The 14,276-nt window shown below is 42.5% G+C and carries 14 protein-coding genes and 1 other RNA gene; 7 read left to right on the top strand and 8 right to left on the bottom strand.

Going from position 1 to position 14,276, the window contains the following annotated elements:
- Nucleotides 1–15 precede the first annotated feature (15 nt).
- On the bottom strand, nucleotides 16–1,617 hold the full coding sequence (locus SFV55_RS11315; RefSeq protein ID WP_320029610.1) for a lipopolysaccharide biosynthesis protein: 1,602 nt from the start codon (nucleotides 1,615–1,617) through the stop codon (nucleotides 16–18).
- A gap of 56 nt (nucleotides 1,618–1,673) precedes the next feature.
- On the opposite strand from SFV55_RS11315, the gene SFV55_RS11310 reads away from it, so the two are divergent.
- A complete protein-coding gene (locus SFV55_RS11310) occupies nucleotides 1,674–2,864 on the top strand; it encodes a hypothetical protein (RefSeq protein WP_320029609.1) in 1,191 nt (396 codons plus the stop codon).
- Here SFV55_RS11310 and SFV55_RS11305 read toward each other — a convergent pair whose 3' ends face one another.
- The 7 genes from SFV55_RS11305 to hemH form a co-directional block, all read right to left on the bottom strand.
- On the bottom strand, nucleotides 2,865–3,902 hold the full coding sequence (locus SFV55_RS11305; RefSeq protein ID WP_320029608.1) for a glycosyltransferase: 1,038 nt from the start codon (nucleotides 3,900–3,902) through the stop codon (nucleotides 2,865–2,867).
- Between the two features lie 23 nt (nucleotides 3,903–3,925).
- Nucleotides 3,926–4,720 carry an FkbM family methyltransferase gene (locus SFV55_RS11300; protein ID WP_320029607.1) on the bottom strand — a complete coding sequence of 265 codons (795 nt, stop codon included), beginning with the start codon at nucleotides 4,718–4,720 and terminating at the stop codon, nucleotides 3,926–3,928.
- A 109-nt stretch (nucleotides 4,721–4,829) separates the two neighbouring features.
- Entirely contained in the window at nucleotides 4,830–5,918 is a 1,089-nt protein-coding gene (locus SFV55_RS11295; protein ID WP_320029606.1) for a glycoside hydrolase family 99-like domain-containing protein, read from the bottom strand.
- Between the two features lie 44 nt (nucleotides 5,919–5,962).
- A complete protein-coding gene (locus tag SFV55_RS11290; protein ID WP_320029605.1) occupies nucleotides 5,963–6,613 on the bottom strand; it encodes a class I SAM-dependent methyltransferase in 651 nt (216 codons plus the stop codon).
- Nucleotides 6,614–6,672: 59 nt separating this feature from the next.
- A complete protein-coding gene (locus SFV55_RS11285; RefSeq protein WP_320029604.1) occupies nucleotides 6,673–7,074 on the bottom strand; it encodes a gliding motility-associated C-terminal domain-containing protein in 402 nt (133 codons plus the stop codon).
- 219 nt (nucleotides 7,075–7,293) lie between these two features.
- A complete protein-coding gene (locus tag SFV55_RS11280) occupies nucleotides 7,294–8,001 on the bottom strand; it encodes a PrsW family glutamic-type intramembrane protease (RefSeq protein WP_320029603.1) in 708 nt (235 codons plus the stop codon).
- Between the two features lie 147 nt (nucleotides 8,002–8,148).
- Nucleotides 8,149–9,165 carry a ferrochelatase gene (hemH, locus tag SFV55_RS11275; protein ID WP_320029602.1) on the bottom strand — a complete coding sequence of 339 codons (1,017 nt, stop codon included), beginning with the start codon at nucleotides 9,163–9,165 and terminating at the stop codon, nucleotides 8,149–8,151.
- Between the two features lie 141 nt (nucleotides 9,166–9,306).
- Here hemH and surE point away from each other — a divergent pair, with 141 nt between their 5' ends.
- From surE to rnpB, 6 genes are all read left to right on the top strand, one after another.
- Nucleotides 9,307–10,083, top strand: a complete 777-nt coding sequence (surE, locus tag SFV55_RS11270) for a 5'/3'-nucleotidase SurE (protein WP_320029601.1) — start codon at nucleotides 9,307–9,309, stop codon at nucleotides 10,081–10,083.
- Nucleotides 10,084–10,091: 8 nt separating this feature from the next.
- On the top strand, nucleotides 10,092–10,397 hold the full coding sequence (locus tag SFV55_RS11265) for a hypothetical protein (RefSeq protein WP_320029600.1): 306 nt from the start codon (nucleotides 10,092–10,094) through the stop codon (nucleotides 10,395–10,397).
- Between the two features lie 137 nt (nucleotides 10,398–10,534).
- Nucleotides 10,535–11,653 (top strand): lipid-A-disaccharide synthase, encoded by a 1,119-nt coding sequence (gene lpxB / locus SFV55_RS11260; protein ID WP_320029599.1) that lies wholly within the window; start codon nucleotides 10,535–10,537, stop codon nucleotides 11,651–11,653.
- A gap of 799 nt (nucleotides 11,654–12,452) precedes the next feature.
- Nucleotides 12,453–12,668, top strand: a complete 216-nt coding sequence (locus SFV55_RS11255; protein WP_320029598.1) for a hypothetical protein — start codon at nucleotides 12,453–12,455, stop codon at nucleotides 12,666–12,668.
- Nucleotides 12,665–13,831, top strand: coding sequence for a mannonate dehydratase (gene uxuA, locus SFV55_RS11250; RefSeq protein ID WP_320029597.1), 1,167 nt, complete (start codon nucleotides 12,665–12,667; stop codon nucleotides 13,829–13,831). The genes SFV55_RS11255 and uxuA overlap by 4 nt, the downstream gene beginning before the upstream one ends.
- Nucleotides 13,832–14,003: 172 nt before the next feature.
- An RNA gene (gene rnpB, locus SFV55_RS11245) (RNase P RNA component class A) lies at nucleotides 14,004–14,276 on the top strand; the annotation flags it as partial.

Below are 14,276 nucleotides of genomic sequence, written 5' to 3'. Positions count from 1 at the left end.
ATTCGTTGGAATACACTAATATAATTTTCGATGTTTTACAATATTAAGTACCAGTCCAATCAGATCTGGTGTTAATTTAAGATAGAGAATTGGAAGTATGTAAGTAATGCTCAAAATGCCCAAACCCAGGAATAAATTGAGCCAATTGTTTCTAAATGAAGGAACAATAAAATGAATTCCCACTGCTATTGCTCCCAGTACAATCAGGGTAATTGAATTGCGGGAAAAGGGAAGCATTTTAAATTTTTTCCAAATAAAGTAGGTTTTAATAGCATTGAATGTAAACAAGAAAAATACCAGTGCTAGAGGAGGCCCGTAAATACCATAAATATGAATAAATGTTACACTAAAAACAACATTGGCAATACTGAGCAAAAAAATAAGAATTAAGTTAAATTTGTAATATTTTGATAATCCAATGATAAAGTCGTTTGGTCCAGTAAACATATCAAACAGTTTAGCAATCACCAATACACTAGCCAATTTTTGAACTGGAACCAGTACATCTTTGTGATGGCTCAAGGCGAATAAATCATCAACGACCAGTACCAACCCAAGGAATAAAAAAATTCCTGTAGCGGTCATGTTTAACGCACTTTTTTTAAATAACTCATTGATTTGATGAAAATCATCTTTTTTAAACAGATCTCCAATAATGGGGCCCGTTATGTTAATCACAGATTTTGCAGGCATCTCCACGGCCACAGCGATGGTTTGAGCAAGTGCATACAATCCTAACGCGTCAGTGCTAAGCAAGGTGCCGATCATGGTTTGGTCGATCCGTAGTGCCATTTGAGTGCCCACTGTTCCCAGTATGGAAAATGCTGAAAAATGCAACATTTCTTTAAGTTGGGGCCGATCATAGAACTTCCATTGAGGTGTAAAAGATAGTTGTCCAAGCATACTGGTGTAAACAACCAAAGTCAAAGCGGATAGTGCAAGCAGGGCAATCGTGCAATACACCATTCCTTGTTCATTTATCAGGCCATGATACGTTAACAGGAAGGTGGCGGGAATCCAGAGTTTGGGTACAACATTAACCACAATACCTGGGATAACCACCCTCTGGAATTGGCTAAGGTAAATGGTGAAAAAAGATTGGATGCTTGTTAAAGCGACTATCCATGGTATGAATTGGAAGAACAAACTCAAATCCTTGGAATTGTCTGGATAATTGGCCAATAACATTTGAAGAAATGAGCTTGAAAAAAGCTTGAAGAAAATAAAGAACAACAGCCAGCCAACCCCATAATAAATAATTGCAAAGGCTAAATAACCACGGTTGGCTTGAGTTGGATCTTTGAACCTTGGAAAAAACCGCAAGGTGAGCGAATTTAATCCTAAGGAGGCGAATGTATCCAGAAGTAACCCTACCGACAAGACAAACATTGCCAATCCATAAATATGCTTATCAAGGGGGTAAATAAAAAGGGTATTGAAGACGCCCAACAACAACCCAAAGAGGTTAGCAATAGTCAATTTTGTAGCTTGTCGGCTAATTACCCCCATTTTTTTGATGCAAAGATCAACACAAAATGCTGGATTACCAAGCTTGGTTTTATACACTGCCCATATCCCACGCGGTGTATAATTTTCAACCAAGCCTAATTTTTTCAAGATCATTCAGTATTTTCGCTAGATTATTATGCAAAATCAACTACCGTAAGCCAAAAATGATCCGCATTGCCATTATTGAATTCAGTTATCATGCTGAGTTACTCAATAGTTTGGGAGAACTTTTTTCAGAGAGCAATATTGAAGTAACCTTTTATATTAGTCTGAACGTTTACCAATCCCTATCCAGCGAGGTAACCAAACAAATAAAATCCGTGGTGCTGCCAACTGATGTCAGTTTGAGGAAGTATTTTCAAAAAGTGACGCCAGAACTAAATGGTTTTGACCTGGTTGTTTTTAATACGGTTGCAGACCAATATGCTGCTTTTCGAGACCTTTCACTTCAAGTGCCAACTATACTCCGTATTCACAATGTTCATGCTTCCTTTGCACCGTTTTCACATATTTACATTGAATTTTCTCCTTACTTTATCTGGAAGGCGTTTTCTTATCTTGTTAGAAGACAGGTTTTTCAATTGGATTGGTACTATCAGTTCAAGTTTTTGAAAAAGATTAACTATTTCTCTTTTTTAACAAGGGACGTAGAATCTTATGCCCAAAAATGGGTTGAGGCGCGGCGGATTGGTCCTCGTTTACCCGCAGAGTTATGCAAAATAGATTTAACAAATCCTTCAGTTCATGCTCCTGACTTGCCATTTCACATTGTGATTCCTGGTGAAATCAATAAGCGCAAACGAGACTATCATTTGCTTTATCGCGCTCTGGCGCAGGCTGCAAACGCTTTTAATCGTAAGGTGCGGATTACACTACTTGGAAAACCCCGGGACAGTTATGGGCGAAAAATGATTGAGTTATTTGAAACTTTATCAAATGATACCACTGCCATCGTAAATTTCAATAAGCGCGTGTCGGAAAATGATTTTGAATCAGCAATGCACTCGGCGCATTTAATAGTGGCTCCAGTAAAGTTAAACACTACTTTTGCTATTTACAGAGAATACTATGGGCTTACCAAAATTTCAGGAGCACAATCCGACGCAATTCGTTATGGAAAGCCTCTGTTAATTCCTGCTGGCTTAAATGTTGACTCTAAACTTAGTGCATTGACCTGGAAATATAAAAATGAAACAGAATTGATAGAGCACTTGATAAACTTAGTCAACACCAATACCTTGAATTTGCACTTAAACGCTCAAATAGAGGGCTTATCTCACTTTACCAAAAAAAAACTGCTGCCTAGGGTTACTCAAGAATTGACTGCTTTTTTGAAACAGCAGAAGCCCATCTGATCATTTTACATCAAACCTTGGCCCTAGATTTCCTTTAAGACCATCCTGAATTGCTTTCCAATAAATGACAAAAGCACCTAGTTTTCTCAGGAAAAGTGCGGCGGAAAAAAGGTAGCAGGTAAAAAGCACCCCATTAAGCAAAAACAAGAACTGATTATTCACTAAATTATGTTTGGAGAAATGAACAAGATTACGTATAGTATAATAAACACGAAACCCAGTATTTTCAAGGATTGGGATGTGAATGAATTTGTTTTTCCTCTGCTGAAACCCCCAGGAAATTTCTAAATCTTTTACTATACTATCTGTCACCATCCAAATGCTCCCACCTGTTTTCGTAATTCGGTAGGTATATTCTGTATCATCTGCATACAAGTAGTATTCTTCCATTGGAAGCCCCATTTTTTGGATGGTTGTTATGGGGAAGAGCAACCCACTCCAGGGTGCAATGGGTATCTTAACTATGGGGATTAAACTGGAGCCCAATTTTGGGTCTAAAAACCATTTCCGGTATTTATTGCTTAAAAGGTGTTGCAAACTAAAACCCGCAAAATTGTTTTTTTTATTGTATAGGTATTTTGGATTTATTCCTCTGGCAATGTCCCTAAAAAAGGGCGAAGAACCTTCCCTATAAGAGAACAAAGCAAGTGGCAAAAGTTTAGATTCTAAATTGTAATATGCATTGAGCAGGTTTCCAACAGTGCTTGGTGTGATGATGTTGTCGTCATCCAGTATGTATAAAAAGTCAATGTTCAATGTTAAAGCAAGTTCTAGGCCTATTTTTATTCCTCCTGCTGAACCTTGATTTGTTGGTAAATTGATGGTTTCAATCGCCAGGTTTGAACAAAGCCTAGATTCTTTTAGCTTTTGGGACAAGTCATAATCTACTGCATTATTGACGAGAATAATTCCATTGATGATGGGCTCATTACAAACACTTTCCAACACTTGTTTTAGAAAATGCCAACGGTTGCCATAAGTCACAATTAAAACGCTGATTGATATTGCCTTTTCTTCAGCGGGTATGGAATTACTCATAGTATTTTGAGTTTAAACGCACGTTAATCGGCATAGGTTTTTTCAATTCCTCGAAATACAGCCTCATAATGTGCACGTTTTTCTTCAGGAATAAATATGAAATTGTTTACATAACCACTTTTGTCATTAAAATTGGAAGGGTTTTGATGAATGGCAACATCAAAAGCTGAAAAGGCCATAAATTTTTTATTTTTCCCATCAAAAAAACAACAATGATACTCGTATTTTTCTACAGAAGCAATAATCTCCTGGATTTGAATATTTGCATGATGTCTTTGTTCTATTTCTATCATACATACTGGTCGTTTTTGTTGTAAAGTCGCAGTTGCTCCTTTTATTGCTGAAAATTCATGCCCCTCAATGTCTATTTTAATGAAATCTATGTTGGGTATCGATTCACAAAAGCCATCCAAAGTTGTGATATTTACCTCAATATCGCGTGTCCCAGTTTGCCCTTCTTCTTCAAAATCCTCCAAGGTTCCCCTTGTGTCAAAATACCTTTCTTGAATATAAGGAATTTTGAAGACACTTTTGCCCACCTTGTCGGAAATGGCAAGCGCATGGATTTTTGCTTTGGGAAATAAACTATGCAATTGCCGATTGAGTTCAGGGATTGGCTCAAAAGCGTGAATCTCTTTACACTTTTGGCTGTATTCAAATACAAATACATAATCACCCCGATTTGCTCCTACATCTAAAACGATGGCATTTTGTGGAAGTAAATCTGCTAAAAAAGAAAGTTCGTTTTCTAAATGGTTAATTTTTTTAGGCTTAGCGATTAGGGAAGCTTTAGTATGAGCAAAATATTGGTTTTTCATATAAGTAGGAAACCATTTTGCAAGATACTGACGTAGCCTTTGTGTAAGGTTTTTGATGCGATATTTGAGATTCATAATTGGCATTTAAACTCAAAACAAGGGCAATTCTTTACGACTTTATCAAACTCAATTCATTTGATAAAGTTTCAAGATACTGTTTTCCCCATTTTTGACAAGGCTCGAGGTGGCATCCTTCTGCCCATTCATTCCAAGCGTTAATAAAGAGGAATTTTTCAGGCAGCGCTGATCCCTGCAATCTTTGAAGCACAAGATTAAGCCACTGTCCAAATTTTTCAGGGGTGGAATCAGTCAAGATTATGGCGCCACCTTTCTTCTTCCTTGCGGAGTTGTCCCACATAGGAGTTACGCATGGAAAACGCAGGTAGTCAGGATTGGGCAAACTGATCATTTTATTTACCACTTCTTGATAATCGAAACATTTATTCCTGGAGAACGTACTGCTTAGCGTTGACCGTAGTTTTTTTATGATCCAGGGACCGTACAGATCATTCAATGCTTGCCAGTTGGGTTGAAATTCTACAGCTGCATCAAATCCCAACTCAACTGGATTGGTACCCTTCTCCGAAAGCCCACTTTCTACTCTTGCCAAAAATAGTTCGCCTAAACCAAGTCGAAGCGCTTCAGTTCTCCATAGATCTAAGGTACTTTGTAGGTTTGGTATATAACTAGCTCGGTACACCAAAAAAAGTGGTTTCCCATCTACTCGAATGTATCTTGGATCAGAAAAAGCCTCAGCTAGCCAGCGGATATGGGCCAAGTGATCCTCGATGCTATAGGTTTGTTCGATTAAAAGGTCTTTATAGTTGCCATCCCAACTTCGCCCCCAGCTCTCATTAGGCCAGCACAAACAGAAAGGGAAATCAGGTTGGCCAGATTTTAGAACCTCTTGGAAGGGGCGTTCCAATAATTGTTTTCCATGAAACCAATAATGGTAATAGCAAAACCCGTAAATGCCATAGGCTCTGGCCATGTCGGCCTGAGCTTGACGGGATTCGGCCAAACGCAAATCATAAAAACCTAAATCTGCTGGAAGATGAGGTTGATAATGCCCCTTGAACTGTTGTTTGGCACTGGTTACATTGGTCCATTCTGTGAAACCCTTACCCCACCAGTAATCGTTTTCTGGTATGGGATGATATTGAGGTAAATAAAAGGCTATTGGCTTGATTTCACTCATCTGCACTCATTGAATTGCAAGCAAAATACACTGTTGTAAAATGTCTATGATTTTTTTGCTACTACCGCAAACTGGGTATATTTAAATTCATCGATGTACTTGAACGTCAACAGATTTAAAGACCTAAACAACAAACCTCTGGAGTTTCTATTGATTCCTTCAATGGTTTGGATCGAATAGCCTGCTTCATTGAACATCCGAATGATGCTTTTCTTTGTAAAAAAACGAAGATGGGTCTTATCAAAAATGCCACTTTCCTGATACGCAAAATCTTTGGTAAACAATAGTTTTCGAATGGCAGGAAAGTTTAAAATATTTGGAATGGAGGCGATGATGACTCCTTCGGGAGTTAAGGCATCCTTCAGTTTATTTAATAGGGTGTAAGGGTCGACCAAATGCTCCAAAACATCGTTAAAAACTATTCCGTCATACTTCGTTTGACCAAAGTTGGGCTGAATAAGATAGTCTTCAGCAGACATAAGCATGACATTGTCGAGTTTGGTTTTCGCTACAGCTGCGCTTGACTCAAATGGTTCGATTCCTTCGTAAATGCAGCCTAACCTGGATTTGATTTGCGCACCAAAATCTCCATTTGAGCAGCCAAATTCGAGGATGCGTTGGCAAGATTTGGGAACATAATCCTGCATCTCGGGTCTTGAAAGGGCGTAGTAGCGTGGATTTTTTTCTTCGTACATATACGATATTACTTGTTCCCGCAAAGATAGGGAGAAAGATTGACAGTATAAGCAATATCTTACCGGATCAGTGCAAGGGAACCCGAGACCACCTTGGGTAGTTTCTTGCTGTCATCCGCCAACTCATACTGTACCACATATACATACGTTGCCTGAGGGGCTTTTTGGCCTTTGTAAGAACCGTCCCAGCCTTCATCGGAGGAGGCTGTTTCAAAAACCAGCGCTCCAAATCGATCAAAAACCTTGAGGGTAAATTGAGAAAGGGAACAGGAAGTTCCTGGAATGGCTTTGAAGATATCGTTCTTGGTGTCTCCATTTGGACTGAAGACATTCGGAACGTAAATCTCGCAAGCGCAATCGATAGCGTTTTCAGTGTGTGGGTAATTGGGAGCCGTACTTGCTGTTGTGGTCAAAAAAAGCAAAAAAAGCAAAAAAGAAAAAAAGGTCGTCTTCGTTTTCATGGGATGATATGGCATTATTCGCAGTGCAATAATACACCTATTCGAATGGTATGCAAAAAAAAATTAAGTGTATTTTGTAAATGTGAAGATCGGTCTAGCGAATGGAGGGGTTTTGTAGGAGAACGGTCAAAGATGTTTCCATTTTGGTATATAAACTTGGATGTTTGTGCAAAAAAGGCATCATGAGTACCGAATCCCTCCCCAAAATGGCATATAAAGTCAAACCATTTCGTCCGCGATCAAATGGTCCCGCTTCAAGTGGGCTTTGATTTTTTTGAACCCAAGCCGCCACAATTGAATCACTACCAGGGTAAAAAAGATGAGGATACCCAGGATAAGGAATTCATCCAGCTCCTCAGCTTCGGAGTACATCAATGCAAAATCGTACAAGCCATGAAAAAGAATCGGCATTCCCAGGCTAGCCAAAAGTAAGCGATTTTTCTGCCCCCCCCTATGGAATTTGGCCAAAGCGAAATAATAGCCCATCAATACCGCAAAAAAACCGTGGCCTGGTACGGCAAGAATGGCCCGGGCAATGGCGACTCCCATCCCTCCATCCAGCACGTATAGGATGTTTTCCACCAGGGCAAAGCCGAGTGAAACAAAAATGGCATACAAGATACCGTCGTAATATTGATCGAAATGTTTGTTGCGCCAGATCACCCAATACAAGATGAGCAATTTGGAAAATTCTTCAGGGATGGCAGCAAGGCAAAAAGCGTCATAAAAAGCTTTCCAGAATGGACTACCAATGCTTTCGGCAATTGGTGCAATTGGCCCGGTGATAATCAGGGTCAAAACTAAAGCCAAAAAACCACCAAAAAAACACTTTAAGAGCAGTGATCGAGGCTCCCTGAGTTTGTCCTTGCGGTAAACCAGGTACATAAAAATCATCACAGGAGTAATGGAGGCGATCAACAGGCTCATGGCGGTAGTGGTTTTTTAGGTGTGGGAGTAAGATAGGAATAAAATTGAGAAGTTTGGGAGTTGAGAAGTTGAGGCTGCCGCAGCGACTTTGAAGAGATCGTGTCTAAGTATCTGCGGTAGCCTCAACTCCTAAACCCTTCAACTTTCTCAACCTCTCACCATATCGGCCACTACTTTTATCCAGCGTGGATCATCATTCAAGCTCGGCACCAAATCCACTTTTTCTCCTCCCATTTTTTCAAACTCTTCCTGATACTCTGTACCAATTTCAATGATGGTTTCCAGGCAGTCGGCCACAAAAGCTGCGCTGAACACCAGTAGGCGTTTGGCTCCGCCGTGGGCCAGCTTTTCAATGATCTCACTGGTATAAGGTTGCGCCCAGGGGTCCTTACCCAGGCGGCTTTGGAAGCAGGTGGTGTATCTTTCGGACGGCAAATTCAACAGGCTGGCAATGGCTTTTGTCGTGCCATAACACTGAGCAGAATAGCAGAACTGATTTTTAATGGAAATACTTTCGCAACAATCCGCACTTTTCAGGCAATGGTTGCAGGCATCGGCTTTGCGCAATTGACGTTGGGGCAGACCGTGATAACTGAAAAGGATATGATCGTAGCTGTCGAGATCAAATTGCCGGGCATTGTCGGCAAAAATTTCGATCATTGGCGCATGGTCGTAATAGCTGTTGATGAAGCGTAGGGAGGGGATGGCCTGCTCCTTGCGCAACAAGCGCATCACCTCGTCGTGTACAGAGCCAGTCGTAGCCGAGGCGTACTGTGGAAACAAGGCCAGAACGGTGATTTCCGAAACCTGCTTGGCCAGCAGTTTTTTCAAAGCGGACTCAATAGAAGGATTTTGATACCGCATACCCAGCTCCACTACATATTCATCCCCCAAAAGCTCCTGTACACCTGCAGCTACTCTTTCGCCGTAGATTTTGATGGGAGAGCCATCGGGTGTCCACAATTCCTGGTACAATTTGGCCGAAGACCCGGAGCGGAAAGGGGCAATGATGCCTTTGACCAACAATTGCCTGGGCAACCAGGGGATGTCGATGACCCGAGGGTCGGTCAAAAACTCTTTCAAATACACATACACATCACCACGAGTAGGGGAGTTTGGCGTCCCCAAATTGACCAGCAAAACGCCTTTTTTACCAAAAACCATAATACCCTATTTTAAAACAACATTGGGAACAAGTTGGCACCCATTTGGTTTATTTTTTGTCAAAACCCATTACTATTTATAATTGGGTTTATTTTTGACCCTGCGAAAATAAGCGTATCCAAGATGAATCCACAACCCGATATGAAAAAACCCTTAATCCTGGTCACAAATGACGATGGAATTGCCGCACGGGGCATCAAAACCTTGATTGACATTGCCAAACAAATTGGCGATGTAATTGTAGTAGCTCCCGATTCCCCTCAATCCGGCCAGGGGCACGCCATCACCCTGGAACATCCCCTTCGCTTATACAAAGTTGATTTGTTTGAGGGGGTGGAGGCTTACGAATGTTCGGGAACTCCCGTTGACTGTGTTAAGCTGGCCAAAAACGTTTTGCTGAAAGACCGTGAATTGCACCTTTGTGTATCTGGCATCAACCATGGTTCCAACGCCTCTATCAACATTATTTATTCAGGTACCATGTCAGCTGCCATGGAAGCCTCTTTGGAAGGGGTACCCTCTATTGGTTTTTCATTCCTGAATTATTCGCCTCGAGCCGATTTTTCAGCCACTACACCTTACGTCAAGGGGCTGATGGAATATGTACTCGAACATGGGATGAGCAAAGGGACTTTATGGAACGTCAATTTACCCGATTTGCCATCCAATGAAATCAAAGGGGTGAAGACCTGTCGCCAGGCTGATTCAAAATGGGTGGAGGAGTTTGTTGAAGCCACCGACCCCCGGGGGCAGAAGTACTATTGGCTCACCGGCCGTTTTGTTAATGAAGATGATGCGGAAGACACTGACATTTGGGCGCTGGAAAACGGTTACATTTCAGTGGTTCCTTCCAAACATGATTTGACCAACTATGAAGCCCTGGCGGAATTGACTCCTCTGGAGGCTTTGTTCAAATAAAATAGGCTATGAATATTGATCGCAATCAAATCTGGGTGGGTACTTTGCTTGGGCTTTTGATCCCATTTGTAGGTTATGCTGTCCTGCTCATGATTTCCGAAAGACTGGATGAATGGTTGCCAGAATACACTACTGATGGAGAGTCGGTAATCGCACCGCGCACGCTTTACCTGCTGGCCATCTGTTGCAATTTGTTGCCTTTCCATTTTTTTAACAGCCGCCGTGCCGTTAAGGCCATGCGGGGAATCATCATTGCCACGATTGCCTTGGGGGTATTGTGGCTGGTTTATTTTGGGAAAACAATGATGGAATAGGTTGAGGAAGGTTGAGATGGTTGAGGGAGGTTGAGGTTGCCACAGTGTCTTAGACAATGTCCTTGTCAAAATCACTGCGGTAGCCTCAACCTTCCTCAACTTCCCTCAACCTCCCTCAACCTTTCTCAACTAAATCTATGAAATACTACCTCATCGCAGGCGAAGCCTCTGGCGACCTACACGGTTCCAACCTCATGAAAGCCCTCAAAATTGAAGACCCGGCTGCGGACTTCCGCATTTGGGGTGGTGACCTCATGCAGGAAGCAGGTGGTGACTTGCGCAAACATTATCGCGATCTGGCCTTCATGGGTTTTGTGGAAGTACTGAAAAACCTGCGTACCATTGTGCGCAACCTGCGTTTTTGTGAGCAGGATATTTTGGACTACCAACCGGATGCTTTAATTCTGATTGATTATCCTGGTTTTAATTTACGCATAGCAAAATGGGCCAAACTGCAGGGGATAAAAGTCCTCTATTACATCTCACCCCAAATTTGGGCCTGGCATACCAGTCGGGTTCATCAAATCAAAGCCAATGTGGATCGCATGTACGTGATCCTGCCTTTTGAAAAAGAATTTTATGCCAAATACAATTGTGAGGTCGATTTTGTTGGCCACCCCTTGTTGGATGTGGTTAAAAACTATACTGCTGCGCCAGATTTCCGCAGCAAGAATGGATTAACGGAAAACCCCATTATAGCCCTGTTACCAGGGAGTCGCAAGCAGGAGATCTCAAGAATGCTAAGCGTTATGTTAGAGATGGCACCACTTTTTCCACAATACCAGTTTGTAATTGCAGGAGCCCCCTCAATGCCTGCAGCCTTTTATGAACAGATTTTGGCCGAAAAACAACGCCCCATGAATGTCAAACTGGTCCAAAAACAAACCTATGACTTGCTCTCGCAAGCTGAGGCTGCTTTGGTAACTTCCGGAACGGCCACCCTCGAAACTGCCTTGTTTCAGGTGCCCGAAGTGGTGTGTTACCGGGGCAATAATTTGTCCTATCAAATCGCCAAACGTTTGATTAGTGTCAAGTACATTTCTCTCGTAAATTTGATCGTAGACAAACCGCTGGTAAAAGAACTTATACAAAATGATTTTAATTCAAAAGCGCTTCAAAATGAGCTGAGAAAAATTTTGCAGCCCGAAGAAAGGCAGGTTTTAAAAAATGGATACACTGAATTACAACTACTTATGGGCGATGCAGGTGCTTCTCAGCGTACGGCCAAGTTAATGCATGAAAAAATAAGTGATTAAATATTTTTATAATATTATAAAAATAGTACATTTGTGATGTCAAGCCCTACTTGGCAGACTTTGCAGGCTCTTCTACATCATCAAGGACAAGGACAATCTTTGGATGGGAACTCATCTAACAAGGGGTACTCATGCCAGGGACGTCCGCTTCATCTCCGTAACATCTCCACAAACCTATTCCTAATCACTTTTTGTTCATCTTCAAAATTAGATTTGTTTTTTGCATTGGCTTCCAGGAAGCCCTGCTTTGTTATTGTGTTCAACCGCTTGATTTTTTGTTTTTAACCTTTTAACTGTTTTATGTTCAACCGCTTAATTGTTTTTTTATTATGCTTTGAGTTGTTTTAACCGCTTGATTCCCAAAAACATTTAACTGTTTTTTTCGACTGCTGAGGCGCCAGTACTGCGCTTTCAGCCTGGTCATTCTATGCCTTTGATGCTGTGCATTGTCAGGAGCGACATGCCTGAACGCCAAGCGTAAACACCTTGTGCGAATGGACTTGTTTTTTCACACACCAAAATATTTTTTACTATGAAACACACCGCAATTTCTCAACGCAAACGTACTACCGAAAGTTTTCTGCTTTTTGCTCTGGCCATCCTGGGTGGTCTAGGGCTATTTGTGTGTATGGGTATCTAGCCCTTGGAAGATGGATTCTTCACCAACGAACGGTTGCCGAGCGAAGTCGAGGTGCCGTTGGTGAAGAATCTATCTTTCAAGCGCTAAATCCCTGTGCTTTATCAGGGAGACTTATTTTTTTTCCGTCTTTCCATATATTACCTACGTAATTTGAAAAACATGGAGGAGGTAGATATGGAAGAACTAAAAGCCTATGCTGCTGGCACCTTGTCTGCCCGAGAAAGTAGCGCTTTTGAGCGTCGTTGCCGGGCAGAAGGTTACGATCCACAAATTCTGGTTGAGATCCTGGAATTTGAACAAGAAACTTGTGTGTCCTCCTCCCGGTTTAACGAAAACAAAGCCTTCGAACAACTCAAATCCAAGCTCAACAAATGAGATTTTTAGAACAAACATGGCGTTGGTTCGGCCCTAATGACCCGGTTTCGCTAAGCGACATCCGGCAAGCCGGTGCTACTGGCATCGTCACTGCATTGCACCATGTGCCCAACGGTACGGTGTGGAGCATTGAAGAAATTGAAAAACGCAAAGCCCAGATCGAAGCTGCGGGCTTGCGCTGGAGTGTAGTAGAAAGTGTACCTGTACACGAGGACATCAAAAAGCGCAGTGGCAATTATCGCCAATATTACTTCAATTACGCCCAATCCTTGCGCAATCTGGGGGCTTGTGGCATTCGTACCGTTTGTTACAATTTTATGCCTGTATTGGATTGGACTCGCACCGACCTGGCTTATACATTGCCAGACGGCTCCAAAGCTCTGCGTTTTGAAAAAAAGGCCTTTGCTGCTTTTGAACTCTGTATGCTTAAACGCCCAAATGCTGACCGGGACTACACTGATGAAGAGATTGCCCATGCGGGATTGTATTACCAACAAATGAGTGAAGCGGAGCGAAACCTACTGCAACGCAACATCATTGCCGGGCTTCCAGGGGCTGAAGAGGGGTATACTTTGGAAGAATTTCAACAAGTTCTGGATACTTATCGGGATATCGATGCAGCCTCACTGGCAGAAAATTTACAGGAATTCCTGCGTCAGATTGTGCCCGCAGCGGAGGAAGCTGGGGTTAAACTGACCATTCACCCTGATGACCCACCCTATCCCATCCTGGGTTTGCCACGGGTGGTCAGCACCGAGGCCGATGCCCGGCGCATTGTGGAGGGTGTACCTTCTGCAAGCAACGGCCTATGTTTTTGTACGGGTTCTTACGGTGTTCGTGCCGACAATGACCTGGCTGGAATGGTCCAACGCCTGGGCCACGCCATTCATTTTGTGCACCTGCGCAGCACACGCCGCGATGCAGTAGGCAACTTCTACGAAGCAGACCACCTCGATGGCGACGTGGATATGTACAGTGTCATGAAAGCATTGGTGGAACTTCAGCAAAGCCGCCCCGATCAAATTCCCTTCCGCCCCGATCACGGCCACCAGATGCTGGACGACCTGGATAAAAAGACAAATCCCGGTTATTCGGCAATCGGTCGGTTGAGAGGTTTGGCGGAGTTGCGGGGACTGGAATTGGGGATAGCACGATCATTGTAAGTGAAAAGTGATCATGAAAGATGAAAGATGAAAGATGAAAGATGAAAGAGGCTACCGCAGGAACTTAGACAAAAGTCATAGTCAAAAACGCTGCGGTAGCCTCTTTCATCTTTCATCTCTTCTCATTATTAACTTTTCACTTTTCACTTTCCACTTCCTATCTTTGCTCCTTGCCGCAAACCACTCTATCGCGGGCTCGTGCAAATGAGCGTGAGGAAAGTCCGGACAACGTAGAGCGCCACACCATCTAACGGATGGGCTGCTGCTTTGAGTTTCGGCTCGGAACAGTGGACAGATAGGGTCACAGAAAAAAAACTACCTCCCTTCGGGGCGGAAAAGGTGAAAACGTGTGGTAAGAGCACACGCGGCTCGGTAGCAATACCGGGTGTGGATAAACCTTGTGGGTTGAAATGTCAAGTATACCTCAATTGGGCTTACGCCTGGC

Origin of the sequence: Haliscomenobacter sp. (assembly GCF_033763495.1) — a bacterium.
Lineage (GTDB): Bacteria > Bacteroidota > Bacteroidia > Chitinophagales > Saprospiraceae > Haliscomenobacter.
Note: the sequence above shows the minus strand (reverse complement) of the source record. Positions and strands in the feature narration are given on the sequence as shown.